Origin of the sequence: Thauera sp. (genome assembly GCF_034003485.1) — a bacterium.
In the GTDB taxonomy this organism is placed as follows: domain Bacteria; phylum Pseudomonadota; class Gammaproteobacteria; order Burkholderiales; family Rhodocyclaceae; genus Thauera.
Genome location: NZ_JAVEYL010000023.1, coordinates 1 through 24,233, shown reverse-complemented (window position 1 = coordinate 24,233; position 24,233 = coordinate 1). Strand labels below are relative to the sequence as shown.

Genomic DNA, 24,233 nt, shown 5'->3' with positions numbered 1-24,233 from the left:
TTACTCCCCCTTCTCGATCGCGGCCGCAACGTCGGCCGGCTGCACCATGTCGCCCTTGGCGTTGCCCCAGGCGTTGCGCTCGTAGGTGATCACCGCGGCGAGTTCCTTCGCGCTCAACTGCTTGCCGAAGGCCTGCATCGCGGTGCCGGCCTTGCCGAAGAGCACGATGTGGATGTGCGCGGCGGGCTCGCCCACCGCGATCGCGCTGCCCTTCAGGCCCGGGAACACACCCGCCAGCCCTTCGCCGTTCGCCTGATGGCAGGCGACGCAGGCGCTGTCGTAGACCTTCTGGCCGAGCGCCATCAGCTCGTCCATCGCCATCGGGCCGGCGGTCGCGGCCTCCGCCTTGGCCTGCTCGGCGGCGGCCACCTGCGCCACCGTCCACGCCTCGAATTCCTCGGGCGACTTCACGTCGACCGCCACCGGCATGAAGCCGTGGTCGCGGCCGCACAGCTCGGCACACTTGCCGTAATACAGCCCCGGCTTGTCGACCCGCGTCCACGTCTCGTTGATGAAGCCGGGCACGGCGTCCTTCTTGATCGCGAAGTCGGGCACCCACCAGGAGTGGATCACGTCGTCGGCGGTGAGCAGGAAGCGCACCTTCTTGCCGGTGGGCAGCACCAGCGGCTTGTCCACCGCCATCAGGTAGTCGGGGTCCTTCTCCGCTTCGTTGGCGATCTGTGCGCGTGGCGTGGCGAGCACGGAGTAGAACTCGATCGGGTAGTCGAGGTACTTGTAGTGCCACTTCCACTGCGAGCCGGTGACCAGCACGGTGAGCTCGGACGCCGAGGCGTCTTCCATCGCGATCAGCGTACGCGTGGCCGGCACCGCCATCGCCACCAGGATCAGCACCGGGATCGCGGTCCACACGAGCTCGATCTTCATGCTGCCGTGGAACTGCGCCGGCACCACGCCCCTGGACTTGCGGTGGCGCACGATGGACCAGAACATCAGGCCGAACACGATCGCAGCGATCGCGACGCAGATGTAGAAGATCGTCATGTGCAGGTCGAACACCTGCTGGCTGATCTCGGTGGCGCCGCGCGTCATGTTGAAGCGCTGTTCCTGGGCGCCCGCCGGCAGGCTGGCCGCGAGCAGTGTCGCCGCGGCCAGGGGGTGATACAGAAACGTCCTCGCTTGCCTCGACCCGGATGAATGGTGTCTCACTGCCGACCCCCTCTTATCGTTATGGGTGTACTGCCGCCGCAGAAACGCGACTGAAGGTCTGGTTGCTCCCTGTGAGTGTGCGAGAACGGATACGGGGGATTGGAGAGGTGCTGCCGCCCGCCGCTCGCTACCTCGACTGCAATGGCCACGACGGGCCGAACTTTAGATTCAATATAAACCTCAGGCACAGAAAGGCAAGGAATGATGCGAACGAACGCACAAGCCATTCGCATTCGCGGCCCAGGCCGCTCCCACAGGCTGCTGCCCCACGCGCCGCACCGGGAGCGGGTGTAGCTGTAGGACCGGGTGTAGCTGTGGGAGCGGGCTTGCCCGCGAAGCGTGCCGTGACGACGCACCGCCACGCCCAGCCCCCCCTCCCGCCGTACTTCGCAGGTTACGTCCCCCTGCCCTGCTCAGCGCTTGAAACGCTCCTCGGCGATCGCGTCGGCCACCTCTCCGGTGGGACGCTCCTCCTCACGCGCGCGCTCGAAGACTTCCATCAGGTTGTCGTGGATGCCCTCGATGTGCTTGAGCAACACCGCGCGATCGAACCCTATGCGCTCGTGATACACGTCGACGATGCCGCCAGCGTTGATCACGTAATCGGGCGCGTACAGGATGCCGCGCTTCATCAGCTCGACGCCGTGGCGCGCTTCGGCGAGCTGGTTGTTGGCCGCGCCGGCGACGATCTTCGCCCTCAGTTGCGGGATGGTGGTGTCGTTGAGGATGGCGCCGAGCGCGCACGGGGCGAAGACATCGACGTCAAGGCCGAAGATCTCATCCGGCGCGACCACGGTGGCGCCGAGCTCCTTGCCAGCCTGGACGAGCGGCTCGCGGTGGATGTCGGTCACCCACAATTGCACACCGGCTTCCTTCAACTGGCGGGCGAGGTCGAAGCCGACGTTGCCCACGCCCTGAACAGCCACGCGCAGGCCTTCGAGCGAGTCACGCCCGAGGCGCTCCTTCACCGCGGCCTTGATGCCGATGAAGGTGCCGTAGGCAGTCGCCGGCGAGGGGTCGCCGCTGCGCGTGCCCGCATCCGAAGGCTTGTCGTGGATGCCGGCCACATGCCGGGTGAACCGCGCCATGTATTTCATGTCGGCGACGCTGGTGCCGGAGTCCTCGGCGGCGATGTAGCGCCCGTTCAGTTGTTCGAGCGCGCGGGCGAACGCGGCGAGCAGCTCGGGCGTCTTGTGCGTGCGCGGATTGCCGATGATCACCGACTTGCCGCCGCCGAGCTTGAGCTTGGCCATCGCCGACTTGTAGGTCATGCCGCGCGACAGGCGCAGCACGTCGCGGATCGCCTCGTCCTCGCTGGCATACGGCCACATGCGGCAGCCACCGAGCGCGGGGCCGAGATTGGAATTGTGGACGGCGATGATCGCCTTCAGTCCGCTCTTGTCATCGCTGACGAAGACCACCTGCTCGTGGTCGGCAAAGTCGCTCAGGGAAAATACGGCCATGTTGTGTCTCCTTCCTTGTGGGAACGTGGTTGATTGCGCCCGACCCAGCTCATGGCTGGCGGGCTGTTCTTCCGTGGGAGCAGGCTTGCCCGCGAATGCGGGGTACCCGCTGCAAAATTCGCGGGCAAGCCCGCTCCCACGGACCGATGGGTTGGCGATCAATCGGGGGCAGACTCGTTTGGAATCGACGGATCGATCGAGTCTGACCCCTGTGATTTTTTACCCGGGGATGATCGCGATCGTCTTGCGCGCCTTGGTCGCCACCGGCGCACTCGGCGGGCGACGGTGACGGAAGTCCTCGAGCAGCGCCGCCTGACGCGCACGGGCGCTGGTCAGGTAACGCTCGCGGACGTGGCCGAAGCCGCGGATCTGGTCGGGGATGGACGCCAGCTCGATCGCCGCCTCATGGTTGGTCAGGTCGAGATTGACCAGGATCTCGTCGACGATGCGTTCGTAGTCGGCGATCAGTTCGCGGTCGAGCTTGCGGTCGTGGCTGCGCGCAAACGGATCGAGCATCGAGCCGCGCGGGTGGCGGAACTTCGCCAGCACGCGCATCGCCTTCAGCATCCACGGGCCATATTCCTTCTTCTTCAGCTCGCCGCTCTGCGGGTCCTTGTCGGCCAGCGTGGGCGGGGCGAGGTGGAAGACGAGCTTGTAGTCGCCCTCGAACTGCTCGTCGACGCGCTTGATGAAGTCGCTGTCGGTGTACAGCCGCGCCACCTCGTACTCGTCCTTGTAGGCGAGCAGCTTGTGGTAACCGCGCGCCACCGCCTCGGTGAGCAGGGTGATGCCGGGCGCGACCCTGCCCTCGGCGGCGCGCACGCGCTCGACCAGCCTGGCGTAGCGCTCGGCGTAGGCGGCGTCCTGGTAGTCGGTGAGCTGGGCCTTGCGGCGGGCGATGACCTCGTCGACGCTGGTCGATAGCTTGTGATGTTCCGGCGTGCCGAACTGCGGCTTGGCCGCCTCGATCACCGCCTTCAGGTCCACCGCGGCGCGCCGGCCCCACAGGAAGGCGGCCTTGTTGGCCTCGACCGCGGCGCCGTTGATCTCGATCGCGCGCTCGATCGCCTGCCACGACAGCGGCACCAGCCCGCGCTGCCAGGCGTAGCCGAGCATGAACAGGTTGGTGGCGATCGAGTCGCCGAGGAGGTCGGTGGCGATGCGGGTGGCGTCGAGGAACTCGGCCTTGTCCGCGCCGACCGCGTCGACGATCTGCGCCTCCATCGAGCGCGCCGGGAACTGCGGGTCCGGGTTGGCGCCGACGTTGCCGCTGCGCGCCTGGGCGGCAAAGCCGCGCACGAACTCGCTGGTGTTGGTCTGGTCGCGGTTGATGAGGACGCGGGTGAGGCCGCGCTGCATCTTGGCGAGCGACTCGTCGCTGGCAGCGACCACCAGGTCGCAACCGATCACCGCATTGGCCTCGCCGGCGGCGACGCGGGCGGCGTGGAGCTGCTCGGGGCGGTCGGCGATGCGCACATGCGACCACACCGCACCGCCTTTCTGTGCCAGGCCCGCCATGTCGAGCACCGAGATGCCCTTGCCTTCCAGGTGCGCGGCCATGCCGAGCAGCGCGCCGATGGTCACCACGCCGGTGCCGCCGACGCCGGTGATGAGGATGCCCCAGGGTGCGGCGGTGTCGGGCAGTTGCGGCTCGGGCAGTTCCCCGGCCAGACGGCCGAGCGCTCCGCTCGCCTTGCCCTTGCGCAGCTTGCCGCCTTCGACGGTGACGAAGCTCGGGCAGAAGCCCTTCACGCAGGAATAGTCCTTGTTGCACGAGGACTGGTCGATGAAGCGCTTGCGGCCGAACTCGGTCTCCACCGCACCCACCGACATGCAGTTCGACTTGTCGCTGCAGTCGCCGCAGCCCTCGCACACCAGGTCGTTGATCACCACACGCTTGGCCGGGTCGGGGAAGGTGCCGCGCTTGCGGCGGCGGCGCTTCTCGGCGGCGCAGGTCTGGTCGTAGATGATCGCGGTGACCGCCGGTGCGGTGCGCAGCTCGCGCTGCACCGCATCGAGCTCGTCGCGGTGGCGCACGCCGACGCCATGCGGCAGGTCGGCCGGACCGTAGGCGCGCGAGGTGCCGTCATTGACCACGACCACGGTGCCCACGCCCTCGGCGAGCAACTGGCGGGCGATGATCGGCACCGACAGCGTGCCGTCGTGCGGCTGGCCGCCGGTCATCGCCACCGCGTCGTTGTAGAGGATCTTGTAGGTGATGTTCACCTTCGCCGCCACTGCCGCGCGGATGGCGAGGATGCCCGAGTGCATGTAGGTGCCGTCGCCGAGGTTGGCGAACACGTGCGGGGTATCGGTGAAGGGCGCCTGGCCGATCCACGGCACGCCTTCGCCGCCCATCTGGCAGAAGGTCTGGGTGTGCTCGGGCGACAGCCAGGTCGCCATGTAGTGGCAGCCGATGCCGGCGATCGCGCGCGAGCCTTCCGGGACCTTGGTCGAGGTGTTGTGCGGGCAGCCCGAGCAGTAGTGCGGCACGCGCGCAATCGACAGGCGTGGCCTGGCGAGCGCCGCCTCCTTGGCCTCGATGAAGGCCAGCCGCGCCTTGATGCGGTCGGACGTGTAGAAGCGCGCGATGCGGCCGGCGATGGCACGCGCGATCATCGCCGGAGTCAGCTCGCCGGCGGCCGGCAGCAGCCATTCACTGTGCGGAGTGTTGGACCAGCCTTCGGCTGGGGAGGCCCACTCCCCCTTCTCGTCGAACTTGCCGATCACACGCGGGCGCACCGCGTCCTTCCAGTTGTAGAGCTCTTCCTTCAACTGGTACTCGAGGAACTGGCGCTTCTCCTCGATGACCAGGATCTCGTCCAGGCCTTCGGCGAACTGGCGCACGCTTTCGGCCTCGAGCGGCCACACCATGCCGACCTTGTACAGGCGCAGGCCGATCGCGGACGCGGTGGCCTCGTCGATGCCGAGGTCGTCGAGCGCCTGGCGCACGTCGAGATAGCTCTTGCCGCTGGTGATGATGCCGAGCCTGGCGTTCGGGCTGTCGATGATGGTGCGGTTGAGCTTGTTCAGGCGGCAATAGGCGAGCGCGGCGTAGAGCTTGTGGTGCAGCAGGCGCTTTTCCTGCACCAGCGGCGGGTCGGGCCAGCGCAGGTTCAGCCCATCTTCCGGCAGCGGAAAGTCCGCCGCCGACGGGATCAGGGTCTGCACCGCGAACGGATCGACCTCCACCGACGAGGACGTCTCCACCGTGTCAGTGAGCGCCTTGAACGCCACCCAGCAGCCCGAGTAGCGCGACAGCGCGAAGCCGTGCAGGCCGTATTCGAGGTATTCCTGGATGCCCGCCGGGGCCAGCACCGGCATCATCAGCGCCTTGAAAACGTGCTCGGTCTGGTGCGGCAGGGTCGAGGACTTGGCGGCGTGGTCGTCGCCGGCGATCACCAGCACGCCGCCGTGCCTCGAGGTGCCGGCGGCGTTGGCGTGGCGGAACACGTCGCCGGTGCGATCGACGCCCGGGCCCTTGCCGTACCAGATCGAGAACACGCCGTCGTACCTGGCGCTGGGGTCGAGCGTGACCTGCTGCGTGCCCCACACCGAGGTCGCCGCGAGGTCTTCGTTGAGACCGGCATGGAAGCGGATCTGCATCGGCTCGAGGAATTTCTTCGCCTTCCAGAATTCCTGGTCGACGTTGCCGAGCGGCGAGCCGCGGTAGCCGGTGACGAAGCCGGCGGTGTTGAGGCCCGCGGCTTCGTCGCGCAGCTTCTGCATCATCGGCAGGCGCACCAGGGCCTGGATGCCGGTCATCCAGGCGCGGCCGGACTTGAGGGTGTATTTGTCGTCGAGACTGGCGGATTTCAGGGTGTTCGACATGGTGGTGTGAACCGCCGCCTGTCGGCATGCGCAGCGCGGTTGGCGCGGGCTGCCGGCGGGTCGGCGTGGTCTCCTCTGGATGTGGGTCGGGGCGCTGGCCGCCGGACGCGGACTGCAGCGACTACGGGACGCAATGCTAGGCGCCAGCGCAGAAAATATTTTTCGCAATTGCGTGTCGAGAGCTCGATATAAGAAATATTTTTTCGCTTATCAGGTTTTACGATCCACCCCGTCCAAGCCGCCGCACCCGACGGCCGACATCACAAGCAAGGACGATGCGGCTGAGCCTGCGCCCCCGAAACAAGCGCGTACAAGCTTGGGCCCCTGCCGGCAACCGTTTAAAATCCGCCGCTTTTGTCTGCTGCGCCACAAGCGCCCTAAAACTCGAGGAGACACACATGACCTTCACCGCTGCCTTCAGTGGTCGGCCGCCCATGAGGCCCGACCGCAGCGCCCGCACCCCACGCCGGCAGGAGTGCTGACATGGCCAAGAACACCCACAGCCAGTGGTCGTCGCGGATGGGCTTCGTGCTCGCCGCCACCGGTTCCGCGGTCGGCCTCGGCAACATCTGGAAGTTTCCCTACATGGTGGGCCAGAGCGGGGGCGCCGCCTTCGTGCTCGTGTATCTGGCCTGCATCGCGCTCATCGGCGTGCCGATCCTGGTGTCGGAATGGATGATCGGCCGCCGCGGCCAGAAGAACCCGATCAACACCATGGCCCAGCTCGCGCGCGACAACGGCCACAGCACCAACTGGGCGGTGGTGGGCGCGGTCGGCGTGTTCGCCGCCTTCCTGATCCTGTCCTTCTACTCGGTGATCGGTGGCTGGGCGCTGGCCTACATGCGCGACGCTGCCACCGGCGCCTTCACCGGAATGGACAAGGCCGCGATCGGCGGCGCCTTCGAGGGCTTCCTGGCGCGTCCGGGCGAGCTGCTGACCTGGCACTCGATCTTCATGCTGCTGACGGTCATCGTGGTCGCGCTCGGCGTGTCGGGCGGCCTGGAGCGCGGCACCAAGCTGATGATGCCGGCGCTGGCGCTGATCCTGATCGTGCTCGTCGGCTACGGCATGACCACCGGCAGTTTCGGTGATGCGCTGGCCTACCTGTTCAACCCGGACTGGAGCAAGCTCGACGGCAAGGTGCTGCTCGCCGCGCTCGGCCACGCCTTCTTCACGCTGTCGCTCGGCATGGGGATCATGATGGCCTACGGCTCCTACCTCGGCGAGGAGGTCGACCTGCTGCGCACGGCGCGAACCGTGGTGATCATGGACACCGTGTTCGCGCTGTGCGCCGGTCTCGCGATCTTTCCGATCGTGTTCGCCAACGGCCTCGACCCCGCGGCCGGCCCCGGCCTGGTGTTCGTCACCCTGCCGCTGGCCTTCGGCAACATGAGCGGCGGTCTGGTGCTCGGCGCGCTGTTCTTCCTGCTGCTGACCTTCGCCGCGCTGACCTCGTCGATCTCACTGCTGGAGCCGGTGGTCGAGCTGCTCGAGGAGCGCACGCCGCTCGGCCGCAAGGCCGCCACCATCGTCGCCGGTGGCACCATCTGGGCGCTCGGCATCGCCGCCCTGCTGTCCTTCAACGTATGGAGCGACGTGAAGCTGTTCGGCATGAACATCTTCGACCTGCTCGACTACGCGACCAGCAAGTTCATGCTGCCGCTGGCCGGCCTGGGTGCGATCGTGTTTGCAGCCTGGAAGCTCGACCAGCAGGGCGTGAAGGCCGAACTCGGCCTCGGCAGCACCGGCTTCGGGCTGTGGACGCTGCTGTCGCGCTACGTCGCGCCGATCGGCGTGCTGTTCGTGTTCTGGAGCAACCTGTAAGACGCACGGCAGCACCAGCCGCCGCCACAAGCCGCCCTGCCCGCCTCACAGCGGCAGGGCGGTTTCATTCTTGATCTCGCGCAGCGCCACTGCCGAGTGGGTGACGTCGATCTCGGGGATCTTGAGCAGGAAGTTGTGCATGAAGGCCGACAGCGCCTCCAGGTTCGGCAGGTAGAGCTTGAGCAGGCAGTCGGTCTCGCCGAGCAGCTCGTAGCACTCGACGACCTCCTGGCAGGCCTTCACCACCTTCTCGAAGCGGTCGAGCACGTCGCCGCTGTGCTGCTTCAACTTGACCCGCACCCACACGCAGGTCCCCAAGCCCACCTTGTGGCGGTCGACCAGCGCGACGTAGCCGCGGATCACGCCCGCTTCCTCCATGTCGCGCACCCGCCGCCAGCACGGCGTGGGCGACATGCCCACCTTGTCGGCGAGCACCTGGGTGCTGAGCGTGGAGTCCTTCTGCAGCAGCGTCAGGATGTGACGCTGCGCCGGATCGAGCTTCATGAGGGGTGGCCTTGTACGGCTGGCGTTTGTGCGACTGGCGTTTGTTCGGTGCGCAAGCGTGGACGCCCGACGGGGGCGCCCACGGGAGCGGGCAAGCCCGCCCCCGCACGAGGACTTAGAGCACCTTCAGCAGCTCGACCTCGAACACCAGGGTGGCGTTGGGCGGGATCACGCCGCCGGCGCCGCGCGCGCCATAGCCGAGCTCGGGCGGAATGGTGAGCTTGCGCTTGCCGCCTTCCTGCATGCCCTGCACGCCCTCGTCCCAGCCGCGGATCACATGGCCGGCGGCGAGCGGGAAGTTGAACGGGTCGTTGCGATCCTTGCTGGAATCGAACTTGCGCCCGTCGGTGAGCCAGCCAGTGTAATGCACCGACACCATGCGACCCGCGACTGCGGTCTCGCCGGTGCCGACTTCGAGTTCCTCGATGACGAGGCCGCTGGCGGTGGTGGTCTGGGTCATGCGTCTCTCCTGCGGTGATTGAAAGCCGGCATTCTAACCCCTGCTCCCGGGCGTGCGCGGCGCGCCGAAGCGGCTGCGGAACTTGACGATCTTGGGCGCGACCACGTACTGGCAATAGGGCTGGTCGCTGTTGTTCACATAGTAGTCGTGGTGCTCGGCCTCGGCCGGCCAGAAGGTGGGCGCGCGCTCGACGCGGGTGACGATGGCGCGCGGGAACACGCGCTGCTCGCCCATCTCCTCGATCACCGCGAGCGCGGTGTGAAGCTGCGCGTCGCTGGTGACGAAGATGACCGAGCGGTACTGCGGGCCGACGTCGTTGCCCTGGCGGTCGACCGTGGTCGGGTCGTGGATGGTGAAGAAGACATCGAGCAGCTCGCGGTAGCTCACCCGCGCCGGATCGAAGACGATCTTGATCACCTCGGCATGGCCGGTGCCGCCGCTGCAAACCTGGCGGTAGCTCGGGTCTTCGACCTGGCCACCGCAGTAGCCGGGCACCACCTCCTCGACCCCGTCGACGAGGTCGAACACCGCCTCCAGGCACCAGAAGCAGCCACCGCCGAGGATGGCGGTCTCGAATTCGGGGGTGGTCTTGTTGTCGGTCATGTCATGGCTCCATCGGGGGTTGGGGTTGCATCGAGGAAGACCGTCCGATGCGCGATTCATTCCCGTGCAGAGATGCAACTTCGCACTTCACCAGGCCCGGGAAGGCCGACACTCAGCGGAAGGAGAATCCGTAATGCACGTCGAGCGCGGTGTCGGTACCTCCACGCGCGATCACCGACATCCGGCGCGAGATCTGGTAGGTCAGCTTGACCAGGGTCGCCGCGCCGCCCAGGCTCTGCTCGAAGGACAGGAAGAGGTCGGGCCCGAGGCGCTTGCCCAGGGAGAGCACCTGACTCGACACCGACGGCCCGCTGGCGATCGTCGACCCGCTGCCGAGCACGCGGCTGCTGGCCGCGCGGCTGGTGCTGTTGAGTTCGCCCTGGCCGAACGAGAAGGAGTCGAAGCCCAGGCTGCGCGACAGTTCCTCGGTCATGCCGCCGCCCGGGCCGCCGAGCAGCGCCGCCGCCGCCGGCAGGAGCAGGCCGAGGTCGGCGCCGGAGCCGGCATCCGGCGCGCGCCCGAGCACGATCCACGACAGCTTGGCCGGATCGGGCACGTTGGGCTCGGACACCAGGCGGATCTGCGGGCGCTTGGCGCTGCCGGTGACCGAAACCCCTGCCTCCACCTCCAGCCCCTTGCGCAAGGCAACGATGTTGAGCCCGGGCGCATCGAGCGGGCCCTGGAAGTTCACCACCCCGCGCTCGATCACCAGGCTCTGCCCATAGCCGCGATAGCCGCCCCCCACGGTGGATACCGTGCCCACCGCCGACAGTGGCCGCCCGGGCTGCAGGCGGATGCGCAGGTCGCCCGAGAGCCGCGTCTCCAGTCCCAGCGCCGACAGGTAGAGCGCATCGCCCAAGCTCACGCGCACATCCGCATTGACCGCGAACGCGCCGCCCGCGGCCGGCTCCTCGCGGCCGAGCACGACGACGTCGTCCGACAGGCTGGGCGGCAGCGATTCGGCAAACTCGATGAAGCCCGCATCGGCGCGGAAGTCGGCGTCAAGCACGAGCGAGGTCCACGTGCTGCGCGCCGTACCCTCGCCCGAGAGCAGCATCCAGCGGTCGTCGCGCTGCAGCAGCGGCAGGCGGTCGGCGTCGAAGCGGAAATTGCCATTGCCGGTGGCGAGCAGCACCTCGCCGCGTGCGGTGAAGCGACCCGGCGTGGCGGTCAGGCGGTCGAAGGGGATCCGGTCCTCGCGAGGTCGAACGCGGTTTGGCGAGATGAACTCGAGGCGTTCGAGGCGCACGCGGTCGCTGTCGAAATCGAGGTCGAGCTCGCCGCCGGCGAGGATCAGGCCCTGATCGATCAGCGTGAACACGAGTTCGCGGCCCTCGATGCGGCCGCTGGCACGCGGCGCGGCAATCGTACCGCCGACATTGAAGCTGCCTGCGAGGCGGCCCGCAGTCTCCACATTCTCGCGCGCCAGGCGGCCGAGCCAGGTGATCGACGGCATGTCGAGCCGGGCCGCGCCGCTGATCGCGGTCTCCGGCGGCACGCCCCACATCCCGTCCGCGCCGCGGCGGGCGCGCAGGCCGGCTTCGCCCTGCACGCTGCCGAACTCCTTGCCACGGACGTCGAGCGCGAGGTCGATGCGCTCGCCGCGGGCCTTGAGTACCGCCTCCAGCTTTTCCAGGCCGAGCCGGGTGCGAATCTCGCCTTCCACGCTGAGGTCGCCCGATTCGCGGAACACCCGCGCCTCGCCCTCGAGCGTGCGTCCCACCGTCAGGTCCCAGCGCGCGCCGAGGGTGAGCGGATCGGAATTGCGGCGCGGGCGGCCATCGCGGCGCTTGGGCTCGAGGTCGAGCACCAGGCCGGCGAGATCGCCGCGCAGCACGGTCTGCGTCGGCGACCAGGCGGTTTCCTGCAGGCGGATGCGGCCCTTGTCGCCGGCATTGAGTTCGGCCGCCCCCAGGCGCACCCGGTCGGCGGCGAGTTCGAGCGCAGCCGGCGCGACCAGACGGGCGGCGAAGCGCCCGGCGGTCTCGAGTGCGGTGAGCTGGCCGGTCCAGCGTGGCATGTCGCCCTCATCCACGCCGCCCTGCACGGCGAGGCGCAGCGTGTTGGCCACGCCCTCGCGCTCGGGGGTATTCGCACTGAGCTCGAGCTGATGGCGCGCGCGTGTGCCCTCGGCGCTCAGGCGGGCGCTGGCCAGCCAGTCGGGCTGCGCCTTGCCGTCCGCGCCGCGCGCGCTGGGACCGAGCCCGGACAGGCCCATCGCGAGCGTGAACGGGCCGTCCATGCCGGCGTCGAGCCGTGCGCTACCGTTGATGCCGGCCAGGCGCACGTCCCCCGGCAGGCGCAGGCCTTCACCGAAGAACTGCAGTTGTCCGTTCGGAGCCTCGAGCGTGCCGCCGACGCGCCCCTCGGCGCCGGCGCGGCCGGCGAGGCCGAAGCCGATGGCGGACAGCTTTGGCGCATCGAGGCGCAGGGCGAGACTGTCTGCGGCCGCACCGAGCGCGCCGTTCGCATCGAGCGTGTTGCCGGCAACGCGCAGCGCCAGGCGCACCTCGGGCAGGCGCTGGCCTTCGAGCCGCAGGCGCCCCTCGCCGCTGAGCGGCAGGCCTTCGAGCCGGCTGTCGGGGATGAGGAAGTCGAGCGTGGCGGCCTGGGGCAGGCCCGTAGCCGGCAACTCGGCCTCGGCCTTGAGATCGAGGCTCAGGCGCCCTGTAGGTGCGGACGGCAGCAGCGCACGCGGATCGACGCCGCGCAAACGGGCGTCGAGCGTGAGGTGGCGGGTCGGTGCGGGCATGGCGCCGTCGCCGGCTGACTCCAGCGCTGGCGTCGACAAGGCCAGCACCACCGCCTCGGCGTCGATGCGCGCAGCGCCCACGGCGAGCCCGATCTGCGCCTGCTGGCGCAGCGCGTCGGCCTCGGCATCGATGCGGCCGGCGACGATCTGGCGCGGCAGGCGGGTGTCGAGCTGGTGGGTGTCGATGCCGACGAGCTCGAGGGCGGCGACGAGCTGGCCGACGCCGACATCGGTCGCGGCCTTCGCCTGCGCGGCCCCTGGCGCTTCGGGTGCAACGACCGGGGCAGGAGCATCCTCCGCGCGCGGCGGAGCGTCCGCGTCCTCGTCCTGCGGCGGTCGCCAGGCAACGCGCCCGGCAATGCGGCCCTCGTCCGGCAAGTGGATCTCGAGCGCATCGAGCGCAACCTCCCCGATGCGCCAGTCGAGCACACCCGCGAGGCTGAGCACCGGAATGCCGTTGGCGTCTACGGTGGCCGGCTGGCTGTTCGTGAGGCGGATCGGCCCGGCGAGCAGGCCTTCGTGCGCGGTCGGCGCGGCCAGCTCGGCCTCGAGGCTCAGCGCGGCGCGGGGTGCGCCCGCCACGAAGGCGGCGGGGTCGAGCTCACCGGCCTTGATCGCCAGCCGGCGCAGGGGGTTGGGCTCGAAGCTCGCGGCCTCGGCCTCCACCCGCACGTTCAGGCCGTCGGCCTCGGCCTTCGCGTCGGCCAGGAGATGGGGCTCGAGCAGCGTGTTGGCGAGCTTGAGTTGCAGCGCAAGCGCATGTGTTTCGATGACGCCGTCGAAGCCGCCCTCGCCTTCGAGCGCGAACGGCGACGCGCCGTCGAGCGCCAGCGTCAGGTGTGCCTTGCCCTGCGGCAGCTCGAGCGTGAGCGTGCGCAGGCGGTGGTGGCGGCCATCGCTGTCGAGCGCGGCCTCCAGCTTGGTGAAGATCAGCCCCTGCTCGGCGGCCACGTCGGTCACGGCCTCGGCGGCACCAGCGGGGTCGGCGACGGCCTCCTCCGCGCGCTCGATGACGTCGGCCGCCGCTTCCACTGCGCTGTCGGGATCGTTCGCTGCTCCCGCCGCGGGCAGGTCGCGGATCGCGAAAGCCCCCACCGCGAGACGCGCGACCTCGATCGCGAACGGCAACTCGAGGGAGGCCGGGGCGACCGCGGGCGGCGCGTCCGGCTTGTCCTCAACCACCGTCTGGGCGATCGCCACGCGCGCCACCGTCAGGTGGTCGATCTGCAAGCGGCGCTCGAACAGCGCCGCCGGCTGCCAGGCCAGCGACACGGCCTTCAGATCGACGTACAGATCCGGCGTGCGGTAGGCGAGCGCATCGATCTCGACGCCGCCGAGCACGCGCCCGCGGGCGCCGTCGACCCGCAGCGCGCCGCCGGTGGCGCGCTGGGCGAGCGCGAGGCTGGCATCGAGCCCCGACTGCGTCCCCAGCAACCACGCGCCGCCGCCGACGAGCACCGCGACCGGCAGCGCGACACCCCAGCCCAGCCACCGCAGCCAGCGCCGCGGCCGCGGCGCCTCGGGCGGCAGGGCCGGGCGCGTATCGGGGCTGCGCTCGCTCATCGCGATGTTCAGGCGCCGAACAGCGCCTGCAGCTCCGTCCCCGGGTCCGGCGCGCGCATGAACGCCTCGCCGACCAGGAAGGTATGCACATCATGGCTGCGCATCAGGCTCACGTCCTGCGGCTGCAGGATGCCCGACTCGGTGACCACGATGCGCCCGCCCGGCCCACTGACGATGCGCGCCAGCAGATCCAGCGTGGTCTGCAGAGACACCTCGAAGGTGCGCAGGTTGCGGTTGTTGATGCCGATCAGCGGCGTCTGCAGTTGCAGCGCGAGGTCGAGCTCGGCGCCGTCATGCACCTCGACCAGCACCGCCATGCCGAGCGCGATCGCAAGCTGCTCCATGTCACGCATCTGCGCCAGATCCAGGCAAGCGGCGATCAGCAGGATGGCATCGGCCCCCATCGCACGGGCTTCGAACACCTGGTAGGCGTCGATCAGGAAGTCCTTGCGCAGCACCGGCAGGTGGCAGGCCGCACGTGCCGCCTGCAGGTATTCGGGTGCGCCCTGGAAGAACTGGCGGTCGGTGAGCACCGACAGGCAGGCGGCGCCGGCGCGCTCGTAGGACGCGGCGATCTCGGCGGGATGGAAGTCGGCGCGGATCACGCCCTTGGACGGGCTGGCACGCTTGATCTCGGCGATCACCGCGGCGCGGCCGCCCGCATGCTTGGTGCGGATGGCATCGACGAAATCGCGTGCAGGCGGCTGGGCCTCGGCCTGCGCACGCAAATCAGGCTGCGACAACGCGGCGCGGGCCGCAGCGACTTCCTGTTCCTTGACCGCGCAGATCTTCTGCAGGATGTCGCTCATTTTCCGCTCCGGAACTGCTGGGTGAAGCGCACGAACTCGTCGAGCTTGGCGCGCGCCGCGCCGCTCTCGATGACCTCGCGCGCGCGCATGATGCCGGCGCCGATGGTGTCGACCAGGTTGGCGGTGTACAGCGCCACGCCGGCGTTGAAGATCACGATCTCGCGCGCCGGACCGGCCTGGTTGTCGAGCACGCCGAGCAGCACCTCGCGCGACTCGGTGGCATCCTCGACGCGCAGGTTGCGGCTGCCCGCCATGGCGAGGCCGAAGTCCTCGGGATGAATCTCGTACTCGGTGACCGTGTTGTCCTTGAGCTCGCCGACCAGGGTGGCGCCGCCGAGGCTGACCTCGTCCATGCCGTCCAGGCCGTGCACGACCAGCACGTGATTGGCGCCGAGGCGTTGCATGACACGCGCCTGGATGCCGACGAGGTCGGGGTGAAACACACCCATCAGCGTATTGGGTGCGCTGGCCGGATTGGTGAGCGGACCGAGGATGTTGAAAAGGGTGCGCACCCCCATCTCGCGCCGCACCGGGGCGACGTTCTTCATCGCGCTGTGGTGCGCCGGAGCGTACATGAAGCCGATGCCGGTGGCCTCGATGCACTCGGCGACCTGCTGCGGGGTGAGCTCGAGATTGACGCCGAGCGCCTCGATCACGTCGGCCGCACCCGACTTGGACGACACGCCCCGCCCGCCGTGCTTGGCGACGCGGGCGCCGGCCGCGGCGGCAACGAAGATCGTGGTGGTGGAGATGTTGAAGGTGTTGGCGCCATCGCCGCCGGTACCGACCACATCCAGGAAGTGGTCGTGCGGCGGCTGCACCACGACCTTGGTCGACATCTCGCGCATCACGGTGGCTGCGGCGGTGATCTCGCTGATGGTTTCCTTCTTGACGCGCAGGCCGGTGAGGATGGCGGCGGTCATCACCGGCGAGATCTCGCCGGCCATGATCTGGCGCATCAACGACAGCATCTCGTCGAAGAAGATCTCGCGGTGCTCGATCGTGCGTTGCAGGGCTTGCTGGGCGGTAATCGTGGTCATGATGCTCTCGCAGCGGGTGTTCAGGCGGCGGCCGGCAGGCGCGCACCGCGATCGAGGAAGTTCTTCAGCAGCGCGTGGCCGCAGTCGGTGAGGATGGACTCGGGGTGGAACTGCACGCCTTCGACGTCCAGCGTCCTGTGGCGCACGCCCATGATCTCGCCGTCGTCCGTCCATGCCGTCACTTCCAGACAGTCGGGCAGGCTGGAACGTTCGATCGCCAGCGAATGGTAACGCGTGCAGGTGAGCGGATTGGGCAGGCCGCGGAACACCCCTTGATCGATGTGGTGCACCGGCGAGGTCTTGCCGTGCATCAGCTTCTGCGCATGCACGATGCGCCCGCCAAATGCGGCGCCGATGCTCTGGTGACCGAGGCAGACGCCGAGGATGGGCAGCTTGCCGGCAAAGGCCTTGATCGCCGGCACCGAGATGCCGGCCTCCGCTGGCGAGCACGGCCCGGGCGAGATGACGAGGTGCGCGGGCGCGAGGCGCTCGATCTGCTCGAGGGTGATCTCGTCGTTGCGGAACACCTTGACGTTGGCGCCGAGCTCGCCGAAGTACTGCACGAGGTTGTAGGTGAAGCTGTCGTAGTTGTCGATCATCAGCAGCATGGTCATTCCCTTCGCGAAGCCGGCGGGGGTCAGGCCGGCTTCGCCTGGATTCTGGTTACAAGGGTGCGCAGGGCGTCTGCGGCATCACCCTCGTGGGAGCGGGCTTGCCCACATGTCGCTCAGACCCGCGTATCCAGCCCGCCCTCGGCCATCTCGGCAGCGCGCAGCATGGCGCGCGCCTTGCTCTGCGTTTCCTGCCATTCGGCATCGGGGTCGGAATCGGCGACGATGCCGGCGCCGGCCTGGACGTGGATCTGGCCGTCCTTGACCACCGCGGTGCGGATCGCGATCGCGATGTCCATGTCGCCGTGAAAGCCGAGATAGCCGGCCGAGCCGGCATAGATGCCGCGCTTGACCGGTTCGAGCTCGTCGATGATCTCCATCGCCCGCACCTTGGGCGCGCCCGACACGGTGCCGGCAGGGAAGGTGGCGCGCAGCACCGCGAGCGCGTTGAGGCCTTCCTTGAGCTTGCCCTCGACGTTGGAGACGATGTGCATCACGTGCGAGTAGCGCTCGATGGTGAAGCGCTCGGTGACCTTGACCGTGCCGACTTCGGACACACGCCCGGCGTCGTTGCGACCGAGGTCGAGCAGCTGCACATGCTCGGCGATCTCCTTCTGGTCGGCGAGCAGTTCCTCTTCGAGGGCGAGGTCCTCGGCCAGCGTGGCGCCACGCTTGCGCGTGCCGGCGATCGGACGCACCGTGACGACGTCGTCCTCGAGCCGGGTCAGGATCTCGGGCGAGGCGCCGACGACGTGGAAGTCCTCGAAGTTGAAATAGAACATGTAGGGCGACGGGTTGAGCGAGCGGATCGCGCGGTACAGCGCCATCGGGCTGGCAGCGTAGGGCTTGCTCATGCGCTGCGACAGCACCACCTGCATGACGTCGCCGTCGACGATGTACTGCTTGGCGCGGCGCACGGCGTCCTTGAAGCCTTCCTCGCCGAAGCTCGACACCGCGGGCGCAGATTCGGCGCGGATCTCTTCCGGGATCTGCACCGGTGCGCGCAGACGCGCGAGCAGTTCGCGCAGGCGCTTCTGCGCGCGCTTGAAAGCGCCGGGCACTTCGGGTTCGGCATACACCACGAGCGTGAGCTTGCCGCTGAGGTTGTCGACGATGGCGACCTCCTCCGAGAGCAGCAGCAGGATGTCGGGGGTGCCGAGGGTGTCGGGTTTCTCCGTCTTCGCCAGCTTGGGTTCGATGTAGCGCACGGTGTCGTAGCCGAAGCAGCCGACCAGGCCGCCCGCGAAGCGCGGCAGGTGCTCGCGCGGCGGCACCTTGATGCGGTTCATGAACTCGGCAACGAAGTTGAGCGGGTCACCGTAGTCACGGCGCTCGACCAGGCGGTTGCCGGTGAGCAGCAGCGCGGAGCGGCCATAGACCTCGATGCGGGTGGGCGACGACAGCCCGATGAAGGAGTAGCGCCCGAAGCGCTCGCCGCCCTGCACCGATTCGAGCAGGTAGGTGTAGGACTCGTTGGCGAGTTTCAGGTAGATCGAGAGCGGGGTGTCGAGATCGGCGAAGGTCTCGAGCGTGAGCGGAATGCGGTTGTAGCCCTCGGCGGCGAGAGCGTTGAATTCGTGTTCGAGCATGGAGACTCCACGGACAGCGGTTGAATCGGAGCGGCGTGCAGCGGGGGGAAGCTGGCGCGGAGAGCGGGTGCGCGCTCGGCGCTGCCCGGGCCCCGCAAAGGGGAATCGCGTTCAGTGGCCCAAAGGCCAGCGCCAACCACCGTGCCAGCCCGGCTGGACGGAGGAGAAGGCGGCGAGGAAGCGATCCCGGGGTGCGCGCATCACGATGTCGATCTGTGGTGGAGGGGTGTGGGACAGACGGTGGCACCCAACGACGAAGCCAGGCCCGGCCCAAGGCCGCAGCTATGCCTTAACGATATGATCCAGCGCCTGAAACGCGTTCGATAGTAGCCCATCGCATTCTATGGTGTCCACCGGCACGCCTTCGCTGTAACCGTAGGTCACCAACAGCACCGGTACGCCCGCACCCTGGGCGGCGAGCGCATCGTTCGCCGAGTCACCGATCATCAGCGCCTCGGCCGGCGCCACGCCCAGGCGCTCGCAGGCCAGGTGCACCGTCGCGGGGTCGGGTTTCTTCACCGCCAGGGTGTCGCCACTGATCACGGTGTCGAAGTAATGCGCAATCGCCATGCGCTCGAGCAGCGGCAGCGTGAACGCCTCAGCCTTGTTGGTGACCACCGCCAGACGCAGACCGCGCCCGCGCATCGCGTCCAGGGTGTCGGTGACGCCCGGATAGATGCGGGTGCGCACGCCGTTGACCACCGCATAGTGGCGGCGAAACACGGCCACCGCGGCTTCGACCTCGGCCTCGGTCGCGCGCGTGCCCTCGGTCATGCAGCGCCGCACCAGGTTGGGGATGCCCTTGCCGACGAAACTGTGGATCTCGTCCTGGGTGCGCGCCGGCCGGCCGAGCTCAGAAAGCATGAGATTGGCTGCATCGGCCAGGTCGGCGATGGTGTCGAGCAGCGTGCCGTCGAGGTCGAACAGCACCGCACGCGGCGAGAAGCGTGCCGGCCCGCTCATGCCGCCACCTTGGCGAGTTCACCTCGCAGCGCGCCGATGATCGAATCGTAGCGGTGGGGATCGGCGTCCTTGCCGGCGCCGAACACGGCGGAACCGGCGACGAAGGTATCGGCACCGGCACGGGCGATGTCGGCAATGTTGTCGGTCTTCACCCCGCCATCGATCTCGAGCAGGATGCGGCGGCCGCTCTTCGCCTCGTAGGCGTCGAGCTTTTCACGTGCCATGCGTAGCTTGACGAGCGTCTCGGGGATGAACTTCTGGCCGCCGAAACCCGGATTGACGCTCATCAGCAGCACCACGTCGAGCTTGTCCATGACGTGGTCCATGTGGTGCAGCGGCGTGGCCGGGTTGAACACCAGGCCGGCCTGGCAGCCGGCATCACGGATCAGGCCGAGGCTGCGGTCGATGTGCTCGGACGCCTCGGGGTGAAAGGTGATGACGTTGGCCCCGGCCTTGGCGAAGTCGGGAATGATGCGGTCGACCGGCTTCACCATCAGGTGCACGTCGATCGGCGCGGTGGTGTGGGGGCGGATCGCCTCGCACACCAGCGGGCCGATGGTGAGGTTGGGGACGTAATGGTTGTCCATCACGTCGAAGTGGATCCAGTCGGCGCCGGCTGCGATCACATTACGCACTTCCTCGCCGAGACGGGCGAAGTCGGCGGATAACAGGCTGGGGGCGATGCGGTACATGGGGGCGCTCCGGGAGGTGGGATCAGCCCGGATTCTAACCGCTGTGGGCGCAGCCCGGTCCGTTCAGCGCACGCAGACCTTGCGCACCTGCTTCATGTCGGTGATGCCGGCGAGCACCTTCTCCATGCCGTCCTGGCGCAGCGTGCGCATGCCCTCGCCCAGCGCCTGGCCAAGGATCTGGTCGACGCGGCCGCGCGCCTGGATCAGGCGCTTGATCGCGTCCGACCCGAGCATCAGCTCGTGCAGGCCCACCCGCCCCTTGTAGCCCTGGTTGCAGTGCTCGCAGCCCACCGGGCGGTACAGCGTGAAGCGCCCGTCCTTGGCGGCGAAGGCTTCCTTCCAGCGCGTCAGCACCCGTTGGCGGGCCGCTTCGGCGTCGGTGCGAAAGTCGTCTGTCAGGTGCATGTCCTCGCAGTACTCGTCGAGCAGGCGATTCACCTCGTCGTCGTCGGGCTGGTAGGCCACGCGACACTTCGTGCACAGGCGCTTGGCCAGGCGCTGGGCGAGCACGCCGAGCAGCGCATCGGCGAAGTTGAACGGGTCCATGCCCATGTCGAGCAGACGCACCACCGACTCCGGCGCGCTGTTGGTGTGCAGCGTGGAGAACACCAGGTGGCCGGTCAGCGAAGCCTCGATACCGACCGACACGGTCTCGTGGTCGCGCATCTCGCCGACCATGATCACGTCCGGATCGGCGCGCAGGAAGGCACGCATCATGGTCGCGAAGTCGATGCCGGCCTTGCGGTTGACCTGCACCTGGCGCAGGCCCTTCTGGGTGATCTCGACCGGATCCTCCACCGTCCAGATCTTGGTGTCCGGGGTGTTGATGTAGTTGAGGATGGAGTGCAGCGTGGTGGTCTTGCCCGAACCGGTCGGCCCGCACACGAAGAAGATGCCGTAGGGCTTGGCGATCGCGGCCTTCAGGCGGTCGAGGTTGAAGGGCAGCAGGCCGAGCTTGTCGATCTGGATCGGCTCGCTGTTGGCGAGCAGGCGCATCACCACGTCTTCCATGCCGCCCTGGGTGGGCAGCGTGGCCACCCGCAGCTCGATGTCGAGCGGGGCGAACTTGCGGAAGCGGATCTTGCCGTCCTGCGGCTTTCGGCGCTCGGCGATGTCGAGGTCGCACATGATCTTGATGCGGGTGACGAGCGGATTGCGGTAGCTCGCCGGCACCTCGATGTAGGGCACGAGCGAGCCGTCCTTGCGGAAGCGGATCAGCGTCTTTTCCTTGCCCGGGCGGGGTTCGATGTGAATGTCGGAGGCGCCCTGGCGATAGGCGTCGACGACGATACGGTTGACCAGCTTGACGAGCTCGTTGTCGGCGGCCGCGCTGACGTCGTCCTTGAGCGAGCCGGAATCCTCCTCGCGATCGTCCAGGCCCGACAGCAGATCGGTGACCGAGGCGTCGTCGAGCGCGGCGCCGAAGAACTGCTCGACGGTCTGCTCGAAGTCGCGCTCGGTGGTGACGCGGAAATTGAGCCGCTTCTTCGGCAGCACGTTGTGCGCGATACCCGAGCTGCGCACCTGCTCCGGGTCGACGCACAGGATCACCACGCCTTCGGGGTTCTCCTCGTACGGCAGCCACAAGGTCTGCTCGACGTACTCGCGCTTGATGTTGCGCAGCAGGTCCATCGGCTTGACGTGGTTGGCGGCGAATGGCTGGTAGGGCACGCCGAAATAGCGCGCAGCCGCGGCGCCGAGCTCGGCGGCGCTGAGCCCGAGCTGGGAGATCAGCAGCGCTTCGGTGCCGGCGCCACCCTCGCGACCTTCGCGCGCCACGTCGGCAAACTCTTCTGCGGTGATGCGGCCGTCGACGATCAGCGCATCGAAGCGCGAACGCAGCCGCCCGGGCTGCCGGCTATGGCGCAGGAAGGCCACGCCCAGCGTCTGCGCCAGGCCCAGCACGCCCTCCTCCGCCACCTTGGAAAACGGCTCGCCGTTGAGGGTGTTGATGAGCTGGACCACACCGAGCAGGCCGCCGGTGTCCGGATCGCGGATCGGCGCCACCAGCATCTGCCGCGAATGGAACCCGGTGCTCGCATCCACCTCGCGCCGCAGCTGCAGGGCCGGAGAGATGCGGCGCAGTTCGTCATCGTCATAGACGTCACGAATGTTGACCAGCGCACCGCTCAGGGCGACGTAACCCGCGATGCTGTTCTCGCCGAGCGGCAAGCGGATGCTCTGCACCCCGCTCAGGCCGGTCTTGACCCGGGTGACGATCGATCCGCCGCTCTCCTCGACCGCATAGATGGTGAAGCGCTCGGCCTCGAACAATGTGCACAGCTCGGGCGCGAGCTCGAGCATGATCTCGTCTACGTCCTTGCTGGCATGGATTCGGTTGGTCAGGATCTGCAGGCCCTTGAAGAAGGCCAGTCGGCGGGATACGACGCCGGATTGCGACGGGCTTGCGATCATCTCGCTCATGTCTCCTAATTTTGCTCTGGGCCGGGCATGGCGCGCGCACGAACGCATGCCCGTGCAGGGTGGCGGACCACATCTCTCAGAATTCGAGCACGTCACCCTGGTCGAGGCGACGTACCGTCAGCGCGCTGCCCGCCGCTCGCAACTGTTCCATGATGCGCTCGCCGACGCCCGGCTTGAGGTGACTTATGTGCACCGCAGGCGCGGCGTGTATTTCGTCGAGCATAGTACGGGACATGCTCGGACAGAGGTGGCGCGAGGCCACCGCGAGGCCGTGCTGCTCCTCGGCGAACGCGGTCTCCAGGATCAGATGGCGCAGCTCGGGACAGGCGTTGATCGCGGCGACGAGTTCAGGGCAATAGGCGGTGTCGCCCGAAAAAACGAGCTGCCCGGCACCGCTGTCCAGGCTGTAGGCCACCGCCGGCACGGTATGCCGCGCAGGCAGCGCGGTGATGCGACGACCGCCAAGCGCCACGGACTCGCCGACATTGATCGGCTGGAAGCGCATGTATGGATTGGCGTGATCGGGGATGGTGGAAAAGTCCGGCCAGATCAGCCAGTTGAAGATATGCGAATGCAGGATGCGGATGGTTTCGGGGCTCGCATGCACCACGATGGGCGCCTCGCGCAGCTCACCCACCGAATCGATCATCATGGGCAGAGCCGCGATGTGGTCAAGATGCGCATGGGTGAGGAAGACGTGATCGATACCCTTGAGCACCGCGAGCGGCAGGTCTCCCGCGCCCGTGCCGCAGTCGATCAGGACGTCGTCGTCGACGAGAAACGACGTGGTCCGCGACTGCGAACCACCGATCCCGCCGCTGCAACCGAGCACCTTGAGCTTCATCACCTCGACCACCCGCATGACCGGCAGTGCAAGGGCTGCCGCGAAATCCCCATCTCGCTGCGGACCTTATCACCCGCACTGACGCCCGCGCGCGGCACAAATTCACGCCACTACGAGGCTTCAGCGCTGCAGGAAGAACTCCATTTTCACGCCCGCGAGTTCGACGATGTCGTGGTCGTGCAGCAGGCGCGCCTGGGCGTCGATGGCCTGACCATTGACGAGCGGAAAGCTGGCGCCCTCGACGTGGGTGATGAAGTAACCGTGTGGCCGACGGGTGATCACCGCGACCTGCCTGCCCGGCTTGCCGAGCGTGGTCAGCGACTTGGTGAGTTGCAGCTCCCGTCCTGCATTTGCGCCACTCAGGACCTGGATGACCCCCAGACCGCCTGCCTCTCCCCGCGCAGCTGCCGCCGCCTCGGCCTGGGCGACCGCCTGGCGGGCCGCGGCCGAAATGATCTGCGTCTCGCGCGGCGCCGGCCCCGCGGGGGGTAGCGACACGTCGGTCGTGGTGCCCGGCATCTCGAAGGGCGCGAGCGCGGCAGTCTCGATCATCTCGGACGCAGACAGCCCGGGCTTGGTGTCGTCGACCAGGAACTTGATCTTGTACTTGCCGAGCTCGATCACGTCGTTGTTGCGCAGGACGTTCTTCTTGACCGGCTGGCCGTTCAAGTAAGTGCCGTTGGTGCTGTTCTGGTCTTCGAGGAAGGCATCGTTGGTGATGCAGGTGATGATCGCGTGATGCCCGCTGATCGCCAGGTTGTCGATCTGGATGTCGTTGTCCGGTTTGCGACCAATGGTCGTGCGCTCCTTGCCGAGCGGCATTTCCTTGAGCACCAGTCCATCCATGCTGAGAACCAGTTTCGGCATGCCCCTACCCGTTCAAAAGTTGCGTCGGCGCCGCGCGCAGCCCGACGATTGAAGGCAAAAGAAAACATTCTAGCGCGCCCCAAACGCCAGTTAACAAAAAAGGCGCCGGACTTGCCGGCGCCTTCGTGACACATTCAACGCGTCAGGCTCAGAGCATGGCTTTCAGCAGCTTGGCCATTTCCGACGGGTTGCGCGTGACCGTGAAGCCGCACTCTTCCATGATGGCG

Annotated in this window: 17 protein-coding genes; 1 reads left to right on the top strand and 16 read right to left on the bottom strand. The window is 68.0% G+C overall.

The features are described from left to right. The 3 genes from coxB to RBT54_RS13275 all read right to left on the bottom strand — a co-directional run bounded on the left by coxB (nt 1) and on the right by RBT54_RS13275 (nt 6,461). Complete coding sequence (coxB, locus tag RBT54_RS13285; protein ID WP_413788453.1) at nt 1-1,098, bottom strand: cytochrome c oxidase subunit II; 1,098 nt, start codon at nt 1,096-1,098, stop codon at nt 1-3. Nucleotides 1,099-1,580: 482 nt separating this feature from the next. Then, complete coding sequence (locus tag RBT54_RS13280; protein WP_320367548.1) at nt 1,581-2,630, bottom strand: Glu/Leu/Phe/Val dehydrogenase dimerization domain-containing protein; 1,050 nt, start codon at nt 2,628-2,630, stop codon at nt 1,581-1,583. 219 nt (nt 2,631-2,849) lie between these two features. Then, the gene (locus RBT54_RS13275; RefSeq protein ID WP_413788452.1) at nt 2,850-6,461 is read right to left on the bottom strand and encodes an indolepyruvate ferredoxin oxidoreductase family protein; all 3,612 of its coding nucleotides are present in this window, start codon (nt 6,459-6,461) and stop codon (nt 2,850-2,852) included. A 483-nt stretch (nt 6,462-6,944) separates the two neighbouring features. Between RBT54_RS13275 and RBT54_RS13270 the strand changes: the two genes are divergently transcribed. After that, nucleotides 6,945-8,285, top strand: a complete 1,341-nt coding sequence (locus tag RBT54_RS13270; protein ID WP_320367546.1) for a sodium-dependent transporter — start codon at nt 6,945-6,947, stop codon at nt 8,283-8,285. Between the two features lie 45 nt (nt 8,286-8,330). Here the strand turns inward: RBT54_RS13270 and RBT54_RS13265 are convergent, their stop codons facing one another. The 13 genes from RBT54_RS13265 to RBT54_RS13205 form a co-directional block, all read right to left on the bottom strand. Then, nucleotides 8,331-8,789, bottom strand: a complete 459-nt coding sequence (locus RBT54_RS13265; RefSeq protein WP_320367545.1) for an Lrp/AsnC family transcriptional regulator — start codon at nt 8,787-8,789, stop codon at nt 8,331-8,333. A gap of 115 nt (nt 8,790-8,904) precedes the next feature. Next, nucleotides 8,905-9,249, bottom strand: a complete 345-nt coding sequence (locus RBT54_RS13260; protein WP_320367544.1) for an FKBP-type peptidyl-prolyl cis-trans isomerase — start codon at nt 9,247-9,249, stop codon at nt 8,905-8,907. Nucleotides 9,250-9,282: 33 nt separating this feature from the next. Then, a complete protein-coding gene (gene msrA, locus RBT54_RS13255) occupies nt 9,283-9,852 on the bottom strand; it encodes a peptide-methionine (S)-S-oxide reductase MsrA (RefSeq protein ID WP_320367543.1) in 570 nt (189 codons plus the stop codon). 112 nt (nt 9,853-9,964) lie between these two features. After that, complete coding sequence (locus RBT54_RS13250; RefSeq protein WP_320367542.1) at nt 9,965-14,167, bottom strand: translocation/assembly module TamB domain-containing protein; 4,203 nt, start codon at nt 14,165-14,167, stop codon at nt 9,965-9,967. Nucleotides 14,168-14,175: 8 nt separating this feature from the next. Then, on the bottom strand, nt 14,176-14,976 hold the full coding sequence (trpC, locus tag RBT54_RS13245) for an indole-3-glycerol phosphate synthase TrpC (protein ID WP_320367541.1): 801 nt from the start codon (nt 14,974-14,976) through the stop codon (nt 14,176-14,178). Further along, a complete protein-coding gene (trpD, locus tag RBT54_RS13240) occupies nt 14,973-16,016 on the bottom strand; it encodes an anthranilate phosphoribosyltransferase (RefSeq protein WP_320367540.1) in 1,044 nt (347 codons plus the stop codon). The genes trpC and trpD overlap by 4 nt, the downstream gene beginning before the upstream one ends. Nucleotides 16,017-16,036: 20 nt before the next feature. Continuing rightward, complete coding sequence (locus RBT54_RS13235; protein WP_320367591.1) at nt 16,037-16,624, bottom strand: aminodeoxychorismate/anthranilate synthase component II; 588 nt, start codon at nt 16,622-16,624, stop codon at nt 16,037-16,039. 119 nt (nt 16,625-16,743) lie between these two features. Further along, nucleotides 16,744-18,216 (bottom strand): anthranilate synthase component I, encoded by a 1,473-nt coding sequence (trpE, locus tag RBT54_RS13230; RefSeq protein ID WP_320367539.1) that lies wholly within the window; start codon nt 18,214-18,216, stop codon nt 16,744-16,746. A gap of 282 nt (nt 18,217-18,498) precedes the next feature. Continuing rightward, the gene (locus tag RBT54_RS13225; protein WP_320367538.1) at nt 18,499-19,179 is read right to left on the bottom strand and encodes a phosphoglycolate phosphatase; all 681 of its coding nucleotides are present in this window, start codon (nt 19,177-19,179) and stop codon (nt 18,499-18,501) included. Further along, on the bottom strand, nt 19,176-19,871 hold the full coding sequence (gene rpe / locus RBT54_RS13220) for a ribulose-phosphate 3-epimerase (RefSeq protein ID WP_320367537.1): 696 nt from the start codon (nt 19,869-19,871) through the stop codon (nt 19,176-19,178). The genes RBT54_RS13225 and rpe overlap by 4 nt, the downstream gene beginning before the upstream one ends. A gap of 63 nt (nt 19,872-19,934) precedes the next feature. Further along, on the bottom strand, nt 19,935-22,286 hold the full coding sequence (locus RBT54_RS13215; protein ID WP_320367590.1) for a GspE/PulE family protein: 2,352 nt from the start codon (nt 22,284-22,286) through the stop codon (nt 19,935-19,937). An 85-nt stretch (nt 22,287-22,371) separates the two neighbouring features. Then, on the bottom strand, nt 22,372-23,139 hold the full coding sequence (locus RBT54_RS13210; protein WP_320367589.1) for a 3',5'-cyclic-nucleotide phosphodiesterase: 768 nt from the start codon (nt 23,137-23,139) through the stop codon (nt 22,372-22,374). 120 nt (nt 23,140-23,259) lie between these two features. After that, nucleotides 23,260-24,006 carry an FHA domain-containing protein gene (locus tag RBT54_RS13205; protein WP_320367536.1) on the bottom strand — a complete coding sequence of 249 codons (747 nt, stop codon included), beginning with the start codon at nt 24,004-24,006 and terminating at the stop codon, nt 23,260-23,262. Between the last annotated feature and the right edge of the window lie 227 nt (nt 24,007-24,233).

Coding starts and splice junctions, on each gene's coding strand:
- RBT54_RS13260 (WP_320367544.1), bottom strand. CDS start 9,249: ATGACCCAGACCACCACCGCCAGCGGCCTCGTCATCGAGGAACTCGAA.
- RBT54_RS13235 (WP_320367591.1), bottom strand. CDS start 16,624: ATGCTGCTGATGATCGACAACTACGACAGCTTCACCTACAACCTCGTG.
- RBT54_RS13280 (WP_320367548.1), bottom strand. CDS start 2,630: ATGGCCGTATTTTCCCTGAGCGACTTTGCCGACCACGAGCAGGTGGTC.
- RBT54_RS13250 (WP_320367542.1), bottom strand. CDS start 14,167: ATGAGCGAGCGCAGCCCCGATACGCGCCCGGCCCTGCCGCCCGAGGCG.
- trpD (WP_320367540.1), bottom strand. CDS start 16,016: ATGACCACGATTACCGCCCAGCAAGCCCTGCAACGCACGATCGAGCAC.
- RBT54_RS13210 (WP_320367589.1), bottom strand. CDS start 23,139: ATGAAGCTCAAGGTGCTCGGTTGCAGCGGCGGGATCGGTGGTTCGCAG.
- RBT54_RS13270 (WP_320367546.1), top strand. CDS start 6,945: ATGGCCAAGAACACCCACAGCCAGTGGTCGTCGCGGATGGGCTTCGTG.
- RBT54_RS13265 (WP_320367545.1), bottom strand. CDS start 8,789: ATGAAGCTCGATCCGGCGCAGCGTCACATCCTGACGCTGCTGCAGAAG.
- RBT54_RS13205 (WP_320367536.1), bottom strand. CDS start 24,006: ATGCCGAAACTGGTTCTCAGCATGGATGGACTGGTGCTCAAGGAAATG.
- trpC (WP_320367541.1), bottom strand. CDS start 14,976: ATGAGCGACATCCTGCAGAAGATCTGCGCGGTCAAGGAACAGGAAGTC.
- RBT54_RS13275 (WP_413788452.1), bottom strand. CDS start 6,461: ATGTCGAACACCCTGAAATCCGCCAGTCTCGACGACAAATACACCCTC.
- RBT54_RS13215 (WP_320367590.1), bottom strand. CDS start 22,286: ATGATCGCAAGCCCGTCGCAATCCGGCGTCGTATCCCGCCGACTGGCC.
- msrA (WP_320367543.1), bottom strand. CDS start 9,852: ATGACCGACAACAAGACCACCCCCGAATTCGAGACCGCCATCCTCGGC.
- rpe (WP_320367537.1), bottom strand. CDS start 19,871: ATGTACCGCATCGCCCCCAGCCTGTTATCCGCCGACTTCGCCCGTCTC.
- trpE (WP_320367539.1), bottom strand. CDS start 18,216: ATGCTCGAACACGAATTCAACGCTCTCGCCGCCGAGGGCTACAACCGC.
- RBT54_RS13225 (WP_320367538.1), bottom strand. CDS start 19,179: ATGAGCGGGCCGGCACGCTTCTCGCCGCGTGCGGTGCTGTTCGACCTC.